Origin of the sequence: Actinomyces sp. S4-C9 (assembly GCF_000758775.1) — a bacterium.
GTDB classification, from domain to species: Bacteria; Actinomycetota; Actinomycetes; order Actinomycetales; family Actinomycetaceae; genus Gleimia; species Gleimia europaea.
Genome location: NZ_JRMU01000002.1, coordinates 81,063 through 103,324, shown reverse-complemented (window position 1 = coordinate 103,324; position 22,262 = coordinate 81,063). Strand labels below are relative to the sequence as shown.

Here is a 22,262-nt window from a genome sequence, read left to right as displayed (position 1 = left end):
GGTTTTCCCGCGCGCTCCTTTTATTTTGGCAACTACGCATTCGTGGGTCTGATTCGCGATGTCGTTTTCAACTGCTCTGGTGGCGGACGGCATGCTACACGCTTTGGTGAAAGTGATGAACTGCACGCGCCGAAGGGTAGAGTTTCGTACCCCCTCTTAGATATTCTGATCATTACGCCTGTATCCGAGGTGTACTATGCCTGCACGCAATTAATGAATGCGCTGAGCGTGGGTTGGGTATAGATCACACGAGGGGTTCGAGGCGTGCGCGCTGATTATTAGTAAAGCAGGGAAGGATCCCCTTTGGCTGCACAGAGCGAATCTGCCGCAAAGCACACGAATAAACGAATTTCTTTCGCGCAGTTGCGCGAGCCGATGCAAGCGCCAAACCTCCTTAGCCTTCAAGTGGAGAGCTTCGAGTGGCTTCTTGGAACTGACGAGTGGCGTGAGCGGGTTGAGAAGGCAAATGCTTCTGGCGCTCAGAAGCTACCTACAACCTCGGGGTTGGAGGATATCTTCGCGGAGATTTCTCCGATTGAAGATGTCGGCAACACGATGGCACTGGACTTCCGTGAGTTCCATTTTGAACCGCCGAAGTACACCGTTGAGGAGTGCCGCGAAAAAGACAAGACGTATGAGGCTTCGCTGTATGTTCAAGCGGACTTCATGAATCAGACTACGGGTGAGATCAAGTCGCAGACGGTGTTCCTTGGCGACTTCCCGCTCATGACGGAGCGTGGCACCTTCATTATTAACGGTACCGAGCGTGTGGTTGTGTCCCAGCTCGTCCGTTCTCCGGGCGTCTACTTTGAGGCCGCTGCCGATAAGACTTCGGACCGCACCATCTACTCGTCGAAGATTATTCCTTCGCGCGGCGCGTGGCTGGAGTTTGAGATTGATAAGCGTGACGCCGTTGGCGTGCGTATTGACCGCAAGCGTAAGCAGCCGGTGACGCACTTCTTGAAGGCGCTGGGTATGACCGAGTCGGAACTTCGCGTTGAGTTCGAGGACTACCCGGTTCTGCTGGAGACCCTTGAGAAGGACACGGTCACCACTCAGGAAGAGGCACTTACGGATATTTACCGTAAGATCCGTCCGGGTGAGCAGGTTTCGGCTGAGGCCGCACAGAATCTGCTGAATAACTTCTACTTCACGCCGAAGCGTTACGATCTGGCTAAGGTTGGCCGCTACAAGATCAATAAGAAGCTGGGTCTTGAGGCTGATCTTGACGAGTCCACGCTTCGTCTTGAAGACATCGTTGCTACGGTCAAGTACCTGCTTGCGCTACATAAGCGCGGTAATGCCAGCGGCCGTGAGCGCGATCAGATCCAGTTCCCGGGCATGCGTGGCGGCGAGCCGGTTCTGCTCCCGCTTGAGGTTGACGACATCGACCACTTCGGTAACCGTCGTATCCGCGCTGTGGGTGAGCTCATTCAGGCGCAGGTTCGCACCGGTATGGCGCGCATGGAGCGCACCATTCGCGAACGCATGACCACGCAGGATATTGAGGCGATCACCCCGACCTCGCTGATTAATATCCGCCCGGTTACGGCTGCTATTAAGGAGTTCTTCGGAACTTCGCAGCTGTCGCAGTTCATGGATCAGAACAACCCGCTTGCTGGCCTAACGCACAAGCGTCGCCTCTCGGCTCTTGGTCCGGGTGGTTTGTCGCGTGATCGTGCCGGCATGGAGGTTCGTGACGTTCACCCGTCTCACTACGGCCGTATGTGTCCGATTGAGACGCCTGAAGGTCCAAACATTGGTCTTATCGGTTCGCTTGCAACCTACGCGCGTATCAACCCGTTTGGTTTCATCGAGACCCCGTTCCGCGTTGTGCGTGATGGCCAGGTGACGGACGAGATCCACTACCTGACGGCTGATGAAGAGAACGCGCATCCGATCGCACAGGCTTCGGCGGCGCTCGATGAGAACAACCGTTTCGTTGACGATTCCGTGGTCTGCCGTATTGCGGGCGAGGACCCGGCACTGGTTCCGGTTGAAGAGATCGACCTTATGGACGTGTCGGCACGCCAGATGGTGTCGGTTGCTACCGCGGCTATCCCGTTCCTGGAGCACGATGACGCTAACCGTGCTCTCATGGGTGCAAACATGCAGCGCCAGGCCGTGCCGCTACTTACCACGGAAGCTCCGCTGGTGGGTACTGGTATTGAGCGTCGCGCCGCTATGGACTCCGGCGAGATGGTGACCGCTAAGCGTGCGGGTGTTGTAACCGAGGTTTCCGCTGATCTCGTTGTCGTTATGACGGATGAGGGCGGCTCGGATTCCTACCGCTTGGAGAAGTTTGGCCGTTCAAACCCGGGTAACTGCACCAACCAGATTGTGGCAGTTAACGAGGGTGACCGCGTTGAGGTTGGCGATCTGATTGCAGATGGCCCGGCAACGCAGGGCGGCGAGCTGGCACTGGGTAAGAACCTGCTGGTTGCGTACATGTCCTGGGAAGGCCTCAACTACGAGGATGCGATCATTTTGTCGCGTCGCGTTGTGCAAGATGACCTCCTCACGTCGATTCACATTGAGGAATACGAGATCGCAGCCCGCGAAACGAAGCTGGGTTACGAAGAGATTACCCGCGACCTCCCGAACGTTTCTGAGGATGCGCTCGCGGATCTTGACGAGCGTGGCATCGTGCGTATTGGCGCCGAGGTTGAGGCTGGCGACATCCTGGTTGGTAAGGTCACCCCGAAGGGTGAGACCGAGCTGACGTCGGAAGAGCGCTTGCTTCGCGCAATCTTCGGTGAGAAGGCGCGCGAGGTTCGCGACACGTCGATGCGCGTGCCGCACGGCGAGTCGGGCATCGTAATTGGTGTTCGCGAGCAGAACGCGGATGAGGATGACCTGCAACCGGGCGTGCAGCAGAAGGTGCGCGTCTACGTGGCTCAGCGCCGCAAGATCACGATCGGCGATAAGCTGGCTGGTCGTCACGGTAACAAGGGCGTTGTGTCGAAGGTTCTCCCGGTTGAAGACATGCCGTTCCTTGAGGATGGCACGCCGGTTGACATTATTTTGAACCCGCTGGGTGTTCCGCCGCGAATGAACCTGGGTCAGGTCTTGGAGTACCACCTCGGCTGGATTGCCGCGATGGGTTGGGACATTTCCGAGGCAGTGAAGAACGGCGAGAACTGGGCGAAGTACATTCCAGAAGAGGGGATTAAGGCCCCGGCTCGTACGAATGTTGCTACGCCGGTGTTCGACGGTTTGGAGCCGGAGGCATTAAAGGGCCTGCTTTCGCACACTCTGCCTAACCGTGATGGTGATCGTCTGATTGACGAAAGCGGTAAGGCGCAGTTGTTCGATGGCCGTTCCGGTGAGCCGTTCCCGGGCCGCATTGCGGTTGGCTACACGTACATGCTGAAGCTGCACCACCTGGTGGATGACAAGATTCACGCTCGTTCAACGGGCCCGTACTCGATGATCACGCAGCAGCCGCTTGGTGGTAAGGCACAGTTCGGTGGCCAGCGCTTCGGTGAGATGGAGGTGTGGGCGCTTGAAGCTTACGGCGCCGCCTACGCTCTGCAGGAGCTGCTCACCATCAAATCGGATGACATGCAGGGTCGTGTTTCGGTTGTTAACTCGATCGTGAAGGGCGAGGACATCCCGGAGCCGGGTATTCCTGAGTCTTTCCGCGTCCTCATGTATGAGATGCGTTCGCTGTGCTTGAACGTTGAGGCTCTTGACGCTTTCGGCAACGCGATTGATCTTGCTACGCAAAGCGATTCGGCGCGTTCGGCTTCGGAGGAGCTCGGCATTACGCTCGACACTCGTCCGAATGCGGGCGCACTGCTTGACGACATTTAGTCCGCCTACCCGCCACCTCGGTTTTAGGTGGTGGCGGGAAGGCGCCTTTGCCGCTCCAGCGGGCGGCAGGGGAGCCGGACCATCCAACGCTGGACCCGGTGTACTACAGAAGGAAACACTTTGATCGACGCCAATGCTTTCGACAAGCTTCACATTGGACTGGCGACTCTTGACGACATCCACGAGTGGAGCCACGGCGAAGTAAAGAAACCAGAAACGATCAACTACCGTACGCTCAAGCCGGAAAAGGACGGTTTGTTCTGTGAGCGTATTTTCGGTCCTACGCGGGACTGGGAGTGTGCATGCGGTAAGTACAAGCGCGTGCGTTACAAGGGCATCGTGTGTGAGCGATGCGGAGTTGAGGTAGCGCGTGCGGACGTGCGTCGTGAGCGCATGGGCCACATTGAGCTTGCCGCTCCGGTGACGCACATTTGGTACTTCAAGGGCGTTCCGTCGCGCCTTGGATACCTGCTTGATCTTGCGCCGAAGGATCTTGAGAAGGTCATTTATTTTGCGGCCTACATGATCACTGAGGTTGATGAGGAGGCTCGCCGCGAGGATCTTCCGACCCTGCGTAACGAGCTTGAGGTTGAGCGCAAGAACATTGAGGCTCGCCGCGAGGCCGACATTAATGCCCGCGCGGAGGCTCTTGAGGCACGTCTTGCCGAGATGGAAGAGAAGGGCAATAAGCAGGAGACTCGCGACCGCGAGCGCCGTGCTGGTGAGCGTGACATGAACGCGATCCGTCGTGGCTACGAGCAGAGGCTTGCCCGCCTTGAAGAGGTGTGGGATAAGTTCATGACCCTGCAGGTCGGTGACCTGGAGGGTGACGAGCTCATTTACCGCGACATGCAGGCCCGCTACGGCATTTACTTCAAGGGCGCGATGGGTGCGGCTGCTATTCAGAAGCGTCTGCAGTCTTTCGATCTTGAGGCTGAAGCTGAGGCTCTGCGCGAGATTATTGCTACCGGTACTGGTCAGCGTAAGACGCGTGCGCTTAAGCGTTTGAAGGTTGTGAACGCGTTCCTCACTACGGATAACGTTCCAGAGGCAATGGTTCTGGACGCTATCCCGGTGATTCCGCCGGACTTGCGTCCGATGGTGCAGCTTGATGGTGGCCGCTTCGCGACCTCGGACCTCAATGATCTGTACCGCCGCGTGATTAACCGCAACAACCGTTTGAAGCGTCTTCTTGAGCTGAACGCTCCGGAAATCATCGTGAATAACGAAAAGCGCATGCTACAAGAGTCTGTGGATGCCCTGTTTGACAATGGCCGCCGCGGCCGCCCGGTCTCCGGTCCGGGTAACCGTCCGCTGAAGTCGCTGTCCGACATGCTTAAGGGTAAGCAGGGTCGTTTCCGTCAGAACCTTCTTGGTAAGCGCGTGGACTACTCGGGCCGTTCGGTTATTGTGGTTGGTCCGCAGTTGAAGCTTCACCAGTGTGGTCTGCCGAAGCAGATGGCGTTGGAGCTGTTCAAGCCGTTCGTTATGAAGCGTCTGATTGAAAAGAAGTATGCCCAGAACATCAAGGCCGCGCAGCGTAAGGTTGATCGTTCGCGCCCCGAGGTGTGGGACGTTCTCGATGAGGTTATTCGCGAGCACCCAGTGCTGCTGAACCGTGCACCTACGCTTCACCGCCTTGGTATTCAGGCGTTTGAGCCGCAGCTTATTGAGGGTAAGGCTATTCAGCTGCACCCGCTGGTTTGTGGCGCGTTCAACGCTGACTTCGATGGTGATCAAATGGCTGTGCACCTTCCGCTTGGTGCGGAGGCGCAGGCTGAGGCGCGCGTCCTCATGCTGTCTTCGAACAACATTTTGAAGCCGTCTGATGGTCGCCCGGTGACCATGCCGTCGCACGACATGATCATTGGTTTGTACCACCTCACGCTGAACCCGGATTCGTCGATCCCGGTTCCGCGTAATGAGGAGACGGGCGAGCCGATCCTGCCTCGCTTCAGCTCTGTTGCTGAGGCAATCATGGCGTTTGACCGCGGTGATCTGCATCTGAACGCGCGTGCGATTATTCGTTTCACGGATATTGTGCCGCCGAAGAACTGGGTTGCTCCGGAAGGTTGGAGCGAGGGTGATCCGATCGAGCTGGAAACCTCGCTTGGTCGTGCCCTGTTCAACGATCTTCTCCCAGTGGAGTACCCCTACGTTGAGGCCGTTGTGAACAAGAAGGTTCTCGGCAGGGTTGTCAACGACCTTGCGGAGCTTTACCCCAAGGTTCTGGTTGCCGAGTCGCTTGACGCGCTGAAGGCTGCGGGCTTCTACTGGTCTACCTGGTCTGGCCTCACCATTGCGTTTGATGACATCATGACGCCGCCAAATAAGGGTGAGATTCTTGCCCAGCACGAGGCAGCAGCAGCACGGATTCAGCGCGACTACGAGATCGGTAAGATCACGGAAGACGAGCGTTACAACGCGCTGGTTGAAATCTGGACCACTGCAACTCGTGAGGTTGCAGATGCGATGGAAGAAGCGTTCCCTGAGCGCAACAACCTGTTCCAGATGGTTGATTCGGGTGCTCGTGGTAACTGGGATCAGGTGCGCCAGCTGGCCGGTATGCGTGGCCTCGTGTCGGACCCGAAGCAAAAGCTTATTGAGCGTCCGATTAAGGCTAACTACCGCGAGGGCCTCACGGTTCTGGAGTACTTTATTGCAACCCACGGTGCTCGTAAGGGTCTTGCTGATACGGCTCTTCGTACCGCTGACTCCGGTTACTTGACGCGTCGTCTTGTTGACGTGTCGCAGGATGTCGTAGTGCACGAGGAAGACTGTGGCACTCGTCGTGGTATCAACATGGATATTGCGGAGCTGGACGAAGAGGGCAAGGCGCACCGCCTCGACACTGTTGAGACCACTGCTTACGCGCGTACGCTCGCGGCTGACGCGAAGGACGCGGAGGGCAACGTGGTTGCGCAGGCAGGTTCGGATGTGGGCGACGTCTTGATCGACAAGCTCGTGGATGCGGGCATCACCACCATTAAGGTGCGTTCGGTGCTTTACTGTGAGTCCGCTACGGGTACGTGTGCGGCTTGCTATGGCCGTTCGCTCGCGTCGGGCAAGCGCGTAGACATCGGCGAGGCCGTGGGCATTATCGCGGCGCAGTCGATTGGTGAGCCGGGTACCCAGCTGACGATGCGTACCTTCCACACCGGTGGTGTTGCATCGGCTGCAGATATTACGCAGGGTCTGCCGCGTGTGCAGGAACTCTTCGAGGCTCGCACCCCGAAGGGTGAGGCAACGATGGCAGAGGCAGCGGGCAAGGTCCACATCGATGATACTGATCCCACCAACCGCAAGATTGTGATCACTCGTGATGATGGCGAGGCCGACCTTGTGGTTGAGGTTTCGCGTCGCCAAGAGCTCCTTGTGGAGGAGGGCGAGCATATCGCGGTTGGCACGAAGCTCACCACGGGTCGTCTTGACCCGAAGAAGATGCTTCGCATCCGCAACAAGTCGGAGACGCAGCGTCAGCTGGTTGATGAGGTACAGGAAGTGTACCGCTCGCAGGGCGTAGACATTCACTCCAAGCACATTGAGGTGATTGTTCGCCAGATGCTGCGTCGCGTCACGGTTCTGGATGATCCGGGCGACACCGAGCTTCTGCCCGGTCAGCTCGTTGACGAGGTCGATTTCAAGCGCATCAACCGTGCAACTGTGGCTCAGGGCGGTCGCCCGGCTGCAGGTCGTCCGGAGCTGATGGGTATCACGAAGGCTTCGCTGGCTACGGATTCGTGGCTTGCTGCGGCTTCGTTCCAGGAGACCACGAAGATCTTGACCGAGGCTGCTATCAGCGCGAAGTCGGATCCGTTGATTGGTCTGAAGGAGAACGTGATTCTCGGTAAGCTCATCCCGGCCGGTACGGGGCTTGCACGCTACAACAAGATTCACGTGGAGCCCACGCCAGAGGCGATGGCTAACGCGGATTACGTTGAGGCTGATTTCCAGGTTGGTGAGGTCGATGAGGCGTTCCTCGCTTCGCTGGACTCGATCGACTTCGGCGCCCCCTTCTCGGATAGCGAGTTCCGTTAAAGTAGGCTGCTACCTACATGTAGTGATGTGGCCCAGCACCCCTAGTCGGGACTCTGGGCCACATCACTACATGGTACCGGGGTAGTACTCTGTAGCTTTTAGAGCAAGGGCTCCCATTGTGCAAACGGATTTCCATCTGGGACGCAGTTCCAGGGCTCGCCTTCGCTCATCGGAAGAGAGAATAGTTCGGGGATAAAGCTCTTTACCACTCGGAAACCTTTGTCAATCACAGGCTTTGGAAGCCTTGGTGAAAGGTCTACCCATACGTGGGTCGCACCTACAGCGGCGATGTCCTCGCTAGTTAAAATTGTTTTGTTATGGGTTGACTGTATGCTCCTAGATCTTGACGATGCGTGCCAGTCTTTCCAGGCGGATACGCCTTCCGCACTTGCCCAAAAGGTCATGCGCCTTGTACTTAGGTCAGCAAAAGTACTTACCTCTGCACAATTTGTGTCCTTAAAGTTAGTCGTTACGACATCCGCTTTTGTTGCGTTGTCTCTCATCTCACGCAACAGTGCCCCAACCTGCAGTGCTTCAATAGAGGCATGTAACCCGGCGCAAGCTGGGCAGGCCTTTAGGGAACTCCCTGCGGTTGCCTGGGTTTCTTTAACTGCCCAGGCAACGAATGTCCATGCTGAACCGATACTGGATTTAACGCGGTATATTTGGAGCGGATGGTTTCGTTGTAACTGTCTGAGTTTCCGTGCTGATTTGCAGTGAACGTCGACGGCCTCAACGTGTTCTATTTGGCTCAAACCGTTCCACGCGCGCGTTACGGCGTCTCGTTCGATCAGTTCACGCAAGCTAGAGTCGATCGCTGAAGCAAGTCCGATATGCGCTGCGGTTCCCGAAGGCGTTCCAAACCAACGTTTTTGTTGCGCCCGGCGGGACGTTGGTAAGTTCACCCAATCGGCATCTATCAGAACGCGGTCTGCGAACGGTTGACCGTCTTGCCTCCTCACGCGGTATGCTTGCAGATACCTCGTATCTGGCATGGGTGAAGGAAGTCGCAGTGCCTTAGTTATCCGGGGTAGTTCACTAGCCGTATCAGAGAACGTCTTGCCCAGGATTGGATCTGCTTCCAAACGGGGGCGTAGAGCGAAGCGTTCGACAGCTTCGCCAATTCCTCTGCTTAATACGCCTGTCATGGTGACATCCCAAGCGCCAACCCGATCGTCGATACCAAAATGCTCCGATCCGAGTCTTTGCCCGACGTCAATGATCAGGTTATAGATGGTTGGAGCTGTGTTAATAGCAACTAGGTCATAACTGGAAACCAAACCCACTTCGGGTGCTAAGAGACTTGAAAAAAACTTCGAGTCATGCATATTGAGACGCCGCCTCTGCAAAGATTTCTTGTATCACTGCTCTACTTACGTTTCCGAGCGGTAGTGCGCCCCCTCCCCACTGGCTAAGAGTCTGAGCTACGAGCAGGTCCATATCGACATTGGTAATGCGTTTAGCAACCCTTGTATCTAGCGGCTCGCCAATCCTAGTGACGAAGTCAGTTAAGGATTCACTTATCTCTTTTTCGAGAGAAACTAAGGCATCTTTTGATCCGTATCCAAAACTTCCGATTCGAGACATGACTGGATTCATGAGGGGGATGCAGGCCTCAAGTTTTGTTACTGCAGCAATAGACGAGAGCTCATTTGCAAGGTACCAAAGCGGCCAAACCCAAACTCTTTGCTGTTTTGGAAAATCCGTTCTGTGAGTTCTAGCGGACAGTTCGGCAACATCTGCCATTAGCCGGTAATGCTCCCCAGCTTGCTCCTCTTTATGCACTCGGAGAGCACACTCAGTAGCTTCGTGGAACATATCTGTGAATAATGTGGAAACTACTCCCGTTGATATCGAGGCGATTCCGGCAGTGCGTAATACTATTTCTAGAACTCCATGTGCAATCTGCTGCTTGGTGAGGTTGGCATACACACCTGGAACGTGTTGGTATTCGAAGGCCTCGCCGTGTCTGCACATGACTAATTTACGGCGATGCGGATTTATCTGCAGGATTGCTTTTGTGTTGGCCTCCGAGCCTGTGCCCAGCGTGGTAGGGATTAGAATGGCGTTACCTGGTTGTCTAGGAGGAATCGTTGTGACGCCAGCACGGCCTCGTGAGACGTAAGGACGAATAGGTTCTGCTTCGTTCCAAAGCGCCAGCTTAACTTTGTCTAGAACACTACCACCCCCAAAGCCGTACACGCGTTCGTGTTGTCCAGTGATTCTTGACAATTCTTCGACCTCATCCAGCGTGCAGGAGGGAGTGACTGGAAGCTTAACGTCAGCAGAGCTTAGGAGCTGTCGAACGGGCGTGGGGACAGTAAGCTCTTCCCAAATCTCGTCGTAGATGAATAGCGTCATTGCGCGTCCAAATGGTTTAGAGCCTGTAGCCCATTTTCGAGGCGATGGGCTGCTTCTTTCCACGTGTCCACGGGCATAGTTATAGAGGGGATAATTTGTATTCCTCCCTCTGACGGTTGTATAGAAACACCGTGACTGAGGAAATGATCGTGCAGCTTCAACGCAGAAAATTCTTCTCTTTGGTCTTGTGACAGTTCGTTCGGAACCGCGAGGAATTGGAACAGTCCCTGGCCTCTTCGCTTGCATCCGTATAGGTCAGCCAGCCTTTGCAAATCAGAATCGACAGCTACATAAAGCCGATCGTAGATTGCTTTAATATCAACCGAGTCAAGGAAGTCTAAAACACCAAGAATCGCCGCGGTAGCCATGGGTGATCCCGCCTGTGTCTCTCCGTGAACAAACATAGAATCTGCCTGCACAAACTCTTCTTTGATCTGGGACGATATCACCATGAGGGCACTTGCTTCAGTACCATTGGTAAGCCCCTTTGAAAAACCAATTAAATCCGGAGGCTCAGGCCAATTCATTGACGCCGCTAGGGAACCAAGCCGGTAAAAACCAACGGCAACCTCATCGGCTGAAAGTAAAAAACCGTGCCGCTTTCTTGCCTGGAATATGACGTCTAAAACGGCGGGGGAGAGGGGGAAAGCTCCTGTTCCAAGCAGGGGTTCAAGTATGATAAGTGCAACAGAAGAACCGCGCGCTTCAAAAAACGCTCTCCAAGGATCAGGGTCGTCGGCCGGCAGGTGCACATAGCGTGGGGATCTAGCCCCGTATAGCGCCTGGTTTAGATTATCGCCTGACAGTTGCATCGAAGCAATTGTCATGCCGTGGTAGCTGCCCGTGGTGCTAACCACCGTCTTAGCGTGATTATTACCCACGAGTGCAGCTCGATGTAGCGCGAGTTTTACGATTGTGTCATTTAGTGCGGAACCACTGGTTGAAAAAACTACTGCCCCATCGTTCCAGCCCATTTTTCGAAGTATTCTTTGTGCCGCTTCGTGCGCGTCCGGGTGAGAATGGCGAAACAACGTTGCGTAGTGAAGTTTTCGGTACGCGCGTTCAATTCGATCAGCAACAACCTCGTTGCCGTATCCGAAGTTGACGTTCCATAAACCACTGGTTAAACAGATGGCTTTATTACCGTCACCAAAAGTCAGCTCATATCCGTTCGCGCCGGTAATCATCCGTGCAGGATTTCCCATTTGAGAGGGCGGCAGAAGAGCTTCCCAAAGCATACTACTCCTCAACGCTTACGATGAATGATGTGGTCTTTTCATCTATCCCCGAGGCGCTCTTGTATTCTCGTTCTATGCGTTCAATCGGTGAAAAACCTACGAATTCCAGTTCGCTTGCAAGCTCATCAGCTGGAAGGTTCAGGACGGTTGAGCTGAAGATCCGGGCCATTGCATTCGGTTTTCCAACCGGAAAAACGATAAAACCAATTTCGCGCGCAGATTTGTCTGCAAGTGCAGTGTCGTAGAAGTGGACTACATTCTCGCCTCCGCGCAAAGTCATTTGTCCAAGCGTGATGAGCCGATCTGCACTCGCAAGGGACTCGGAGGTAGAAACGTAAAACACGCCGTTTTTTCTCAGGGCTGTCCGCACGGAAGTAAAGATTGTATTTCGCTGGGTTTTGTCGAAAAGACGAGCTGTGCCCGCGCCGAATATCAGAAGATCAAAGGTTTCTGGCGCGGGAGTCCATTTCAAGAGATCTTTTTGAATCACGCATAGCCGTTCAGCTTCCAGATCTAGTTTGCTCGCTCGTTCAACTAACGCGCTGAGCAAGACTGGTGAGGAGTCAACAGCCACATAGGTTTTGACCTGGCTTTGTTCCAAACTAAACAAGAGGCGGCCTTCTCCCGAAGCGAGTTCACCTACTACCGCATCTGACCTCAGATGAGTGGCTGCTTGCTTCACTTCGGGAATCTCGGCCTCATCGCTATACACAAAATTTCGGTAGAGCTGCGCTCCTTCGGAGGTGTAAAGATCCCTGCGAGATCGTGCAGACAGCGTCCGTGCAAAGAGTTCGGAGATATTTGCAATGGTCATATCTGAACGATTTCCCGCAGGTCAGCAAAAGCTTCTTCGCAAACCTCATCATCTAGTTCCGCACCTGGAAGTTCTGCAAGCCGATGAGGATCTATACGCGAGAGCACCGCGCGGTACATGTCATAACCAAGCGAAAAAATCTGACCTGTGTGTACGTTCATGCAACGGTAGTTAGAGACATCTCTTGCCAGGAGTAAATTGTCTAACTCCTTCCCTGTATGTCGTGGAAGATCGAACACGAACTCTGATCCCGTATCCTTCATTCGTCGGATCATGATCATAGCAGAAGCAAATTGGCTTGAGAGCTTCGGGAACTCTTCGCGTATCTTCACGATCGCGTCAGGGATAGGCCACGGTTCCTCGCCGAGTTCGGTGACGATACTTCGTTCAACGTCATAGGCGTCCGGCGCGAACCCGGCAAGTTCAAATACCAGGGCTTTGTCATGAAGAGAGGCGGGCAAACGTCCGTGCCTGCCAAACTCGCAAAGGATGTCTCGTAAGATTTCTTCGTCTATGCCGGTTTCAAAACTAACGTAGGTGGGTCCGAGAATATCTATGTACGGTAATCCAGAAATAGAGCAAGTCTCGACTATTAGTCCGTCTGCGAAAACAGCTTCGTCCCCTTCAGTTCCCAGATCGCCAAGCAACTGAATATAAGGTTGCTGCAATGGAGTTCCGCTAAACAGAACCGTGTATTTTTGCAAATCGTCGGCTGGCACATCAGAACGCATCCATGCCAGCTTCGGACGTTGTTCAGAGAAGGTTGTGTCTACTCCACTTAAAAGCTGTAAGACTCGCGTTTGTACGGTGCTTTCCATCCCGTTAGCCTCGCTGGTCAGTTGGCGGGTTGTTCTGTTTTGTCGACTTCACTAGCATGACTGTCCAGACAATCAAAGCTAGTTCAATCACAATAGCTATACCGAGTACGTAGTAGGACTCCAAGATAGCAAGTGCCATAATGATAGGTACTAATACGCCCGTCATGACGGTCGCTAATTGTAGTTGCTTTTGGCTGTTTGATTCATTAATCATTTGGGTGCCTTTCTGCTAAATTAATGTTCCTGGAATGCCCCAGTTTTGTTGGGAAGGGCAGCCGGTAACACGGTTTGTTCGCGCTACCGGCCGCCCGTTTATATCAACTATTTGAAACAGCAAACAGCTGATGGGCTTTTCTAGGTGATGGCTGCACCCACGCCTACTGCAGCTAGGCCAAGGCCGATTCCAACGCCTACCCCTGCGGCCCATTCGCCAAAGCCTGGGGCTTCAAGGTCTTCGAGCTCGACTACGGCCAGATCTAGATTCTTCATATTGTCACCTCCTCTGTATCTTGCCTTAGTGCAAAGTCGACCGTGGATCTATCACGTAACGGCAACGCCGGCGCCGATGCCTACCAGGGCTACACCGGTACCAACACCAGCGAAGAAGTGGCCCCAATCCCATGGGGTCTCGAGATCTTCGAGCTCCTCAATGGCAAAATCTAGTTTCTGCGACATCTCACACGCACCTCCTTTCAATTACTTGACTGCATTGGGCAACTTAAGAAACCTGTAACAAGACCTAACGTGATCGTGTCTATTACCACGCATCCAAGTGGTGAAAACCCGGCTTGGAACAGTGCCGAGCCTGGCTCATTTAGCTCAAGTCCCTCATATGAGCGCAAGCGGCGTGCAGGTTGCTTGGTAGGAAAACCTTCGACCTTGATGTTTGGTGACAACGCCTGAACCGGCATATCACTCACGACTGTTTCGTTGGTGATGACGGCGGTACCAAGAGTCTTACTAGCGAAAAGTCCGTCGCGGCGGAGGGTCACAAGCGTCTCATGCGTTGAGGGGGGTTCGAGACTGGTTACAAGCTCGCCATTCGACTCCCAGTAGGCGCCCACTGAGCTTAGGGGGACAGGCACGGAGGTTGCTGCTACAGTGGCTGCGACGCTAACCGAGGCAATCCAAATGCGAGCGCTAGTACTCACTTCGCTATTCGGCACTTGCGTCTTGGATACTCGGTAGATGCCACGTACCACTAAAACCATGACAACAATAAGGATCGTAGCTCCGAGCAACGCGCTCAGTATTCCAGCTCGCGTGGCTGCCACGGATCTAGCGAGCGCCAGTAAGATCAGGATCGGTGTGGCAGAAGCGGCTATACCAAATAGGGCGAATGTTAGAGAAAACTGGGGCAACGTCTTCCATTTTCCAGTTAGCAAGATAACGACTGCTTTTTTCCATTCTTCCATCGATTTCGCGCGCATGTTTGGAATATCAAGGTGCGTCATTAACGCAATGTAACCATCGAGTTTGATGAACGGAACCAGGTTCAGCACAGATCCTACGTACAGAGCCAACGAGGCTAGAGCGAGCCATTGCTGGCTTTGCCCGGCCGCGGTGAAAACTGTGGTTGCAAGCCCGGCAATGCCGAAAGTGGCGTTAACTCCGGCCAACGCAACGAGGGTACGTTGGTGTTTTTTCTGCAGTTTCCAAGCATCAGTTACATCGCAGAAGAAGGCGGGGGAGAGGTAAAAGAGCATTACCCCCATGCGCCTAACTTGGCCCCCGAAATATGTCAGCACTGCTCCATGTGCAAACTCGTGTATGGAAACACTCGCAATCAGGAAGACGAAGAATAAGAGGATTGCAACCGGCGGCTGTGGAGAGGTTAAAGCATCTTGAAAAACATCCCACTGTAAAACGATTGCAAGGATTCCAACTATGGCTAGTGCGATGTTTAGAATCGCGATCACGACTAAAAATGTTTTGTTGGCAACCTTCTCTAACCACGCGAATTGAGCCGGCCGATTGAGCAGTGCGAACTGAATCGAGAACAGGGAATTTATCCGAAGACGCGAGTTTCGAGCCTGTTCTTCGGCTACGGTCCCGGTCTCGGTCAGTAAGCTGTACTTCTTTAATAATGCAATTGCTTCATTCAGTTGCTCTTCTTTCGGTTCGAATCCTAGGTATTCGACCAGGGGAGCTACTTTGCCGTCCTGATGCCATCTCAGTACTTTCACCAAGTCGGGGGTTATTCGTAACGGAGTAGAGTTCCCGACGGAGGCAACCCAGGGCATGTCAGGACTGCTCGGTTCTGTTAGTTCAAGATTTTTGGGTACAGAAAGGGCAGTCATGACACCTCCTTGGGGTGTTAGTTCTAACGGCTGAGGGGGCTCATTGAGCGAGAACGGGGGACGCCTCGGGTTTGTGCCGGTTTTTTTCGAGTAGCCCTGCAGGTGGCTGTGCAGATCGTTGAAGTAGCAGGACGCTTACGATTAGTAGCCCAGCTAGCCATAGTGTGAATATCCCGATTCCAGGTAGAATGTCTAATCTCTCCGGTAGCGAAGGATCTTGCACCATAGCTGCTTGGGCTCCTCCTGGAAGCCACTTTCCAACGTGAGGGAACGCCCCGATGATGGCTGATTCAGCAACAGTTTGATAGATGAAGTGGATGCCCATGGCGACAATGGTGTTCTTAAAAAGGAGCCCAAGAGCTACGCCCCATAGGGCGCCACTCATGTACAGGAGCATGTATCCTCGCGCCCACTCTACGGTGTCCATCTGGGGCAGGAAAGCGATATCTTTGGCTTCAAGAATCGCATGCGTTGAGATACGGCCGACCAGGAGAGTCACTGCGCCAACAATTGTGCTGAGAACAGCTGTTACGAGCGCTTTTACGCCAATAAGCGGTACGGGGGTCTGATTCAGTGTGAGCAGACGGTTGGAAAACTTATTGTCGAAGTCGCTTCCGACGATGATGATTGCAAGGAAGGTCGTGAACAATACCCCGCCGAACGGCATAGTTAGTGCCAGCTCTGTTAAGGATTCCGCATCTGTGATTCCGTCGGCTATCTGCTGCACACCTGTCTCAATAACGCCAAACGTTGAAAGTAGCGTCATCGCAGCTGCGATCAGAGTGATTACCCATAGCGTCGCAGAGAAGAACCATCTGCGCAGTTCTACCAAAAACCACTTGTGTAGCTCCAATGAGTGGGTCATGCTCGCACCTCGCTTCTGAGTTGGTTATATGCGGCTTCACTCGCTCCGGAAACACCCTGATTAAAGTCAAGCTCCACAAGTTTGCGCGCATGGATTGCATATAGAGTGTCGGCAAGTTGATCAATCTCGGTGAGTGTGTGTGTTGTAAGCAGAATGATCTTGCCGGCGGCTCGTTGATCCCGCACAAGTGTCCTGACAGATTCAACACCGTCTACGTCCAAGCCGTTAAACGGCTCATCCAGTACCAGTACTTTGGGATCCGGAAGAAGAGCCAAAACGATTTCCATGCGTCGGCGCATTCCGGTTGACAGCTTCTTTACCGGCTTTGAGTAAAATTTATCTACACCGAGTGCCTCGCAGAGGCTATCCCTATGGTTGCGTGATATTCCATGAACATTAGCCCAGTATTTGACTACGTTCTTGGTGGTCATGCGGGGCGGAAGACCATGTGCTTCCGTCACCACCCCAAACACATCAGACCGTTGAGGGAGCTTTTGAACGGGCAGACCATCAAATTCAACTACGCCATGTCCTGGTTTAATATCTCCAAGCATGGTGGCAATGAAGGTTGATTTCCCGGCTCCATTCGGTCCGATCAACCCTGTCACGGTTCCGCCATCCATCAAGAGGCTGACATCAGAAACCAGGGTCTGGCGTCCTCTTCTGCAGGAGATCTCTTTGAACTCTATCGTTGAAAATGCATCTATTGACATCTCTGATAGTTCCGCTCTGCTTTGCCGTTTTTGTGGACTGAAGCGATCCGAAGCTTTTTGCTAGACGCTTGATACTAATGTATCATCAGCGCTGCTTGTTTGGTCTATCTCGCGATGTTAGCAGGCATACTAAGAGTTTATTTCTGTTTCGTTGCGGCAATGGGCAACTGCATTGTTGGCCCGAAAAGAAGGTTGTCGCTCAATGGACACATTCGCGTTCCGTACTGTTCAGTTCAGCGCGTTAGACGTATTATCATCCATTTTCGTGACCTGTGGGTGCACTCGATTCACGCTCGCCCTCGTTGCAGAGTTAGACCTTGTAGTGGTTAAACGGGTTGCCTTTTTAGTTGGTTGTGTTGCCGGACGGGCGGTTCAAACTATAGACAGTGCCTAAACGTTATCACCCGGCTTGGAACGGTGTTAAATCAGGCACAATAGGCGCGGGTAAAAGGCCTTGGTATTGACCATTGCAGGCGAAAAGCCTTATATTTGACGACGGTGCCCGCGTCGCCGGGTATCCACCGTTCAGATTTTTCTGACAAGTGGGCTCTTTGACTGTTCGTCTGAGCTCCGGACGTCATCCTTAACCCTCACGATATGCGACTGTGAGGCTGTTGGCGGGCCGGCCCCGGCGGACACCAGTGTGTCCACGCGGGGTAGCGCGTAAGCGTTTCGGCGTCGCGATACTAAAAGTTTGTTGTTTAAGGAAGACGGAGAAGTAGTGCCTACCATCCAGCAACTGGTGCGCAAGGGACGCAGCACCAAGCCGGCGAAGGCAGCAACGCCCGCACTGAAGGGAAGCCCTCAGCGCCGCGGTGTCTGCACTCGCGTATTTACCACCACGCCTAAGAAGCCGAACTCGGCTCTTCGTAAGGTGGCTCGTGTTCGCCTTTCCTCGGGTATCGAGGTCACGGCTTACATCCCCGGTGAGGGTCACAACCTGCAGGAGCACTCGATCGTGCTCGTTCGCGGTGGTCGTGTGAAGGACCTCCCGGGTGTTCGTTACCACATCGTTCGTGGCGCTCTCGATACGCAGGGTGTTCGCGGTCGTCAGCAGGCTCGTTCCCACTACGGTGCGAAGAAGGAGAAGAAGTAATGCCTCGTAAAGGTCCAGCTCCCAAGCGCCCTCTAGTTGAGGATCCGATTTACGGTTCTAAGGTTGTTAGCCAGCTGGTTAACCGCGTTCTGCTTGACGGTAAGCGTTCCGTTGCCCAGAAGATTGTTTACGGTGCTCTTGAGGGCGTTGCGCAGAAGACTGAGCAGGATCCGGTTGCAGTTTTGAAGCGCGCGCTTGAGAACATTCGTCCGGCTCTTGAGGTTCGCTCCCGCCGTGTTGGTGGCGCAACCTACCAGGTTCCGGTTGAGGTTCGCTCTTCGCGTGGTACCACTCTTGCTCTTCGTTGGCTGGTTGATTTCTCCCGTCAGCGTCGTGAGAAGACCATGACCGAGCGCCTCATGAACGAGATTCTCGATGCATCCAACGGCCTTGGCGGCGCTGTGAAGCGTCGTGAAGACATGCACAAGATGGCGGAGTCCAACAAGGCTTTCGCTCACTACCGCTGGTAATTCCAGCTCTGCTCGTAGATCTAACAAGCGAAGGAAACACACGTGGCACAAGAGGTGTTCACCGACCTCACGAAGGTCCGCAATATCGGCATCATGGCTCACATCGATGCTGGCAAGACCACAGTTACAGAACGCATCCTTTTCTACACCGGCATCAACTACAAGCTGGGTGAGACCCACGACGGTGCTGGCACGATGGACTGGATGGAGCAGGAGAAGGAGCGCGGCATTACCATTACGTCCGCTGCTACCACCTGTTTCTGGAATGACAACCAGATCAACATTATTGATACCCCCGGACACGTTGACTTCACCGTTGAGGTGGAGCGTTCGCTGCGCGTGCTTGACGGCGCGGTAGCGGTGTTCGATGGTAAGGAAGGCGTTGAGCCGCAGTCTGAGACCGTGTGGCGTCAGGCTGACAAGTACGACGTTCCGCGTATTTGCTTCATCAACAAGATGGATAAGCTGGGCGCGAACTTCAAGTACTCGGTTCAGACCATTAGGGACCGTTTGGGTGCAACCCCGATCGTCATGGCTTTCCCGATTGGCGCGGAGGCCGACTTCCAGGGCGTTGTTGACATCATGAAGATGAAGGCCGTCTACTTCCCGGAGAAGGATGAGGATGGCAACGATCTCTTCGGTGCGCGCGTGGTTGAAGAAGAGATTCCGGCGGAGCTTCAGGCTGAGGCTGAGGAGTACCGCGAGGCTCTTATTGAGGCCGCTGCTGAGGCTAACGAAGAGCTCATGGACATCTACCTTGAAGAGGGTGAACTGACCAACGATCAGATTCGTGCTGGCGTTCGTGAACTCACCATTTCTTCGCAGGCTTACCCGGTATTCTGTGGCTCTGCTTTCAAGAATAAGGGTGTGCAGGTCATGCTTGACGGCGTGGTTTCGTACCTGCCTTCGCCGCTGGATGTGCCTTCCGTTAAGGGCACGAAGGTCGGAGATGAAGAGACCGTTATTGAGCGTCACGCGGATGAGAACGAGCCGTTCTCTGCTCTGGCGTTCAAGGTTGCTGTTCACCCGTTCTACGGCAAGCTGACCTACATTCGTGTTTACTCGGGCAAGGTTGCATCCGGCGAGACCGTGATGAACTCGACCAAGGGTAAGCGCGAGCGCATCGGCAAGATGTTCCAGATGCACTCCAACAAGGAAAACCCTGTGGATGTTGCACACGCTGGTCACATTTACGCTTTCATCGGTTTGAAGGACACCACCACGGGCGACACGCTTTGTGCGCAGGACGCTCCGGTTGTTCTTGAGTCGATGACCTTCCCGGATCCGGTTATCCACGTGGCTATTGAGCCGAAGTCGAAGGCGGATCAGGAGAAGCTCGGTACGGCTATTCAGAAGCTGGCCGAAGAAGACCCGACCTTCACGGTTCGCCTCGATGAGGAGACCGGCCAGACGGTTATTGGCGGTATGGGCGAGCTTCACCTTGATGTTCTTGTTGACCGTATGCGTCGCGAGTTCAAGGTTGAGGCTAACGTTGGTGCGCCGATGGTTGCTTACCGCGAGACCATCCGCAAGACCGTTGAGAAGGTTGAGTACACGCACAAGAAGCAAACTGGTGGCTCTGGCCAGTTCGCAAAGGTGATCGTTCGCTTCGAGCCGCTCCCGCTGGATGGCGAGAAGACGTACGAGTTCGGCAACGAGGTCACTGGTGGCCGCGTTCCGCGTGAGTACATTCCGTCGGTTGACGCCGGTATTCAGGAGGCCATGCAGACTGGTGTCCTGGCTGGTTACCCGATGGTTGGCTTGAAGGCTACGCTGCTTGACGGCCAGTACCACGATGTTGACTCGTCTGAAATGGCGTTTAAGATCGCTGGCGCAATGGTGTACCGCGAGGGTGTCCGCAAGGCATCTCCGGTGCTTCTTGAGCCGATCATGTCTGTTGAGGTTCGCACTCCTGAGGAGTACATGGGCGACGTTATCGGCGACCTGAACTCCCGTCGTGGCACCATCCAGTCGATGGATGATGCTTCCGGTGTGAAGGTTGTGCGAGCACTCGTTCCGCTGTCGGAAATGTTCGGGTATGTGGGTGACTTGCGTTCGAAGACGCAGGGCCGCGCAGTCTACTCGATGCAGTTCGATAGCTATGATGAGGTTCCTCGTGCAGTAGCCGAGGAAATCATTGGCAACGCTTCGGGCCAGTAAGAGCCTGATCTAGCCAAAAAGTGGCGTTATAAAGACCACACTAATGAAAACCCTGTAGGAAGTATTCGAAGTCAAGTGTTAGGCTACTTCGTAGCACTAAGCTGACAAGAACTTATCTACCCGAGTCCAGGAGGACACAAGTGGCGAAGGCCAAGTTCGAGCGTACCAAACCGCACGTAAACATCGGTACCATCGGTCACGTTGACCACGGTAAGACGACCCTGACCGCGGCAATCACCAAGGTACTGGCTGACAAGTACCCAGAACTGAACGAGTTCACCCCGTTCGACCAGGTTGATAACGCTCCGGAAGAGCGCGACCGTGGTATTACCATTAACGTTTCTCACGTTGAGTACCAGACCGACAAGCGTCACTACGCACACGTTGACGCCCCGGGTCACGCTGACTACGTGAAGAACATGATTACTGGTGCTGCCCAGATGGACGGCGCTATCCTCGTTGTTGCTGCAACGGACGGCCCGATGGCTCAGACCCGCGAGCACGTTCTGCTTGCTCGCCAGGTTGGCGTGCCGACCCTGGTTGTTGCACTGAACAAGTCCGACATGGTTGATGATGAAGAGATGCTTGAGCTCGTTGAGGAAGAAATCCGCGAGCTGCTCTCCTCGCAGGACTTCGACGGCGACAACACCCCGATTCACCGCGTTTCCGCTCTTAAGGCTCTTGAGGGCGACCCGGTTTGGGTAAAGTCGGTTGAGGATCTCATGGAGACCGTCGACGAGTACATCCCGACCCCGGAGCGCGACATGGACAAGCCGTTCCTCATGCCGATTGAGGACGTCTTCACCATTACCGGTCGTGGCACCGTTGTTACCGGTCGTGTTGAGCGCGGCAAGCTTCCGCTGAACGCTGAGGTTGAGATCCTCGGTATTCGCGAGCCGCAGAAGACCACCGTTACCGGTATCGAGATGTTCCACAAGCAGATGGACGAAGCTTGGGCAGGCGAGAACTGTGGTCTGCTTCTTCGCGGTACCAAGCGTGAGGATGTTGAGCGTGGCCAGGTCGTAGCCATTCCGGGTTCGATCACCCCGCACACCAAGTTCAAGGGCCAGGTTTACATCCTGAAGAAGGAGGAGGGTGGCCGTCACAAGCCGTTCTTCACCAACTACCGCCCGCAGTTCTACTTCCGTACCACGGACGTTACCGGCATCATCGAGCTGCCTGAGGGCACCGACATGGTTATGCCTGGTGACACCACCGAGATCACGGTTGAGCTTATTCAGCCGATCGCAATGGAGGCGGGCCTCGGCTTCGCTATCCGTGAGGGTGGCCGCACCGTTGGCTCCGGTCGTGTGACTGAGGTTCTTTCCTAAGTCTGACTGACTTTTAGTTGTGGCCCAAAGCAAACGCTTTGGGCCACAACTTATTTGCTCCCCATCACTTTTGCCTGGCACCGTGTTACAACCTCGTGCACGTTTAAGATGGCGTGGCTGGACGTCGCGGTTGCTGCTTGATGCGGGAGTTGCGGCCCGGCCGCAAGCGATGCTTTTGAGAATCACACCACTAAATTCCAAATCATTTGGAATCAGTGCTTAAATCTGTCAAACTGGTGTGG

The 22,262-nt window shown here is 54.4% G+C and carries 18 protein-coding genes; 7 read left to right on the top strand and 11 right to left on the bottom strand.

Annotation, left to right across the window (positions count from 1 at the left end; genetic code table 11):
- The 3 genes from HMPREF1628_RS09155 to HMPREF1628_RS01505 form a co-directional block, all read left to right on the top strand.
- Positions 1-243, top strand: a 243-nt coding sequence (locus HMPREF1628_RS09155; RefSeq protein WP_232219347.1) for a hypothetical protein, incomplete at its 5' end; no start/stop codon positions are given.
- A gap of 132 nt (positions 244-375) precedes the next feature.
- On the top strand, positions 376-3,816 hold the full coding sequence (gene rpoB / locus HMPREF1628_RS01510; RefSeq protein WP_370870626.1) for a DNA-directed RNA polymerase subunit beta: 3,441 nt from the start codon (positions 376-378) through the stop codon (positions 3,814-3,816).
- A 120-nt stretch (positions 3,817-3,936) separates the two neighbouring features.
- Positions 3,937-7,854 (top strand): DNA-directed RNA polymerase subunit beta', encoded by a 3,918-nt coding sequence (locus HMPREF1628_RS01505; RefSeq protein ID WP_034506970.1) that lies wholly within the window; start codon positions 3,937-3,939, stop codon positions 7,852-7,854.
- A 98-nt stretch (positions 7,855-7,952) separates the two neighbouring features.
- Here the strand turns inward: HMPREF1628_RS01505 and HMPREF1628_RS01500 are convergent, their stop codons facing one another.
- The 11 genes from HMPREF1628_RS01500 to HMPREF1628_RS01455 all read right to left on the bottom strand — a co-directional run bounded on the left by HMPREF1628_RS01500 (position 7,953) and on the right by HMPREF1628_RS01455 (position 16,963).
- Positions 7,953-9,140 carry a YcaO-like family protein gene (locus tag HMPREF1628_RS01500; RefSeq protein WP_232219346.1) on the bottom strand — a complete coding sequence of 396 codons (1,188 nt, stop codon included), beginning with the start codon at positions 9,138-9,140 and terminating at the stop codon, positions 7,953-7,955.
- A gap of 34 nt (positions 9,141-9,174) precedes the next feature.
- On the bottom strand, positions 9,175-10,215 hold the full coding sequence (locus HMPREF1628_RS01490; protein ID WP_034506962.1) for an iron-containing alcohol dehydrogenase: 1,041 nt from the start codon (positions 10,213-10,215) through the stop codon (positions 9,175-9,177).
- A complete protein-coding gene (locus HMPREF1628_RS01485; protein WP_052038750.1) occupies positions 10,212-11,453 on the bottom strand; it encodes an aminotransferase class III-fold pyridoxal phosphate-dependent enzyme in 1,242 nt (413 codons plus the stop codon). Before HMPREF1628_RS01485 ends, HMPREF1628_RS01490 begins: the two co-directional genes overlap by 4 nt.
- 1 nt (position 11,454) lies before the next feature.
- Positions 11,455-12,135, bottom strand: coding sequence for a class I SAM-dependent methyltransferase (locus HMPREF1628_RS01480; protein ID WP_232219345.1), 681 nt, complete (start codon positions 12,133-12,135; stop codon positions 11,455-11,457).
- Between the two features lie 128 nt (positions 12,136-12,263).
- Complete coding sequence (locus HMPREF1628_RS01475) at positions 12,264-13,085, bottom strand: hypothetical protein (protein WP_156956807.1); 822 nt, start codon at positions 13,083-13,085, stop codon at positions 12,264-12,266.
- Positions 13,086-13,089: 4 nt separating this feature from the next.
- Positions 13,090-13,224, bottom strand: coding sequence for a hypothetical protein (locus tag HMPREF1628_RS09240; protein WP_269493541.1), 135 nt, complete (start codon positions 13,222-13,224; stop codon positions 13,090-13,092).
- Between the two features lie 215 nt (positions 13,225-13,439).
- Positions 13,440-13,574 (bottom strand): daptide-type RiPP, encoded by a 135-nt coding sequence (locus HMPREF1628_RS09235; RefSeq protein ID WP_269493540.1) that lies wholly within the window; start codon positions 13,572-13,574, stop codon positions 13,440-13,442.
- A 51-nt stretch (positions 13,575-13,625) separates the two neighbouring features.
- On the bottom strand, positions 13,626-13,760 hold the full coding sequence (locus tag HMPREF1628_RS09230) for a daptide-type RiPP (RefSeq protein WP_267958464.1): 135 nt from the start codon (positions 13,758-13,760) through the stop codon (positions 13,626-13,628).
- Between the two features lie 17 nt (positions 13,761-13,777).
- Positions 13,778-15,385, bottom strand: a complete 1,608-nt coding sequence (locus tag HMPREF1628_RS01465; protein ID WP_052038748.1) for a hypothetical protein — start codon at positions 15,383-15,385, stop codon at positions 13,778-13,780.
- A gap of 40 nt (positions 15,386-15,425) precedes the next feature.
- Complete coding sequence (locus tag HMPREF1628_RS01460) at positions 15,426-16,250, bottom strand: ABC transporter permease (protein WP_034506955.1); 825 nt, start codon at positions 16,248-16,250, stop codon at positions 15,426-15,428.
- Entirely contained in the window at positions 16,247-16,963 is a 717-nt protein-coding gene (locus tag HMPREF1628_RS01455) for an ABC transporter ATP-binding protein (RefSeq protein ID WP_156956805.1), read from the bottom strand. The genes HMPREF1628_RS01460 and HMPREF1628_RS01455 overlap by 4 nt, the downstream gene beginning before the upstream one ends.
- 721 nt (positions 16,964-17,684) lie before the next feature.
- Between HMPREF1628_RS01455 and rpsL the strand changes: the two genes are divergently transcribed.
- The 4 genes from rpsL to tuf all read left to right on the top strand — a co-directional run bounded on the left by rpsL (position 17,685) and on the right by tuf (position 22,020).
- A complete protein-coding gene (rpsL, locus tag HMPREF1628_RS01450; RefSeq protein WP_016444144.1) occupies positions 17,685-18,059 on the top strand; it encodes a 30S ribosomal protein S12 in 375 nt (124 codons plus the stop codon).
- Complete coding sequence (gene rpsG / locus HMPREF1628_RS01445; RefSeq protein WP_034506953.1) at positions 18,059-18,529, top strand: 30S ribosomal protein S7; 471 nt, start codon at positions 18,059-18,061, stop codon at positions 18,527-18,529. The genes rpsL and rpsG overlap by 1 nt, the downstream gene beginning before the upstream one ends.
- Before the next feature lie 42 nt (positions 18,530-18,571).
- The gene (gene fusA, locus HMPREF1628_RS01440) at positions 18,572-20,689 is read left to right on the top strand and encodes an elongation factor G (protein ID WP_034506950.1); all 2,118 of its coding nucleotides are present in this window, start codon (positions 18,572-18,574) and stop codon (positions 20,687-20,689) included.
- A gap of 140 nt (positions 20,690-20,829) precedes the next feature.
- The gene (gene tuf / locus HMPREF1628_RS01435; RefSeq protein WP_034506946.1) at positions 20,830-22,020 is read left to right on the top strand and encodes an elongation factor Tu; all 1,191 of its coding nucleotides are present in this window, start codon (positions 20,830-20,832) and stop codon (positions 22,018-22,020) included.
- The last annotated feature ends 242 nt before the right edge of the window (positions 22,021-22,262 follow it).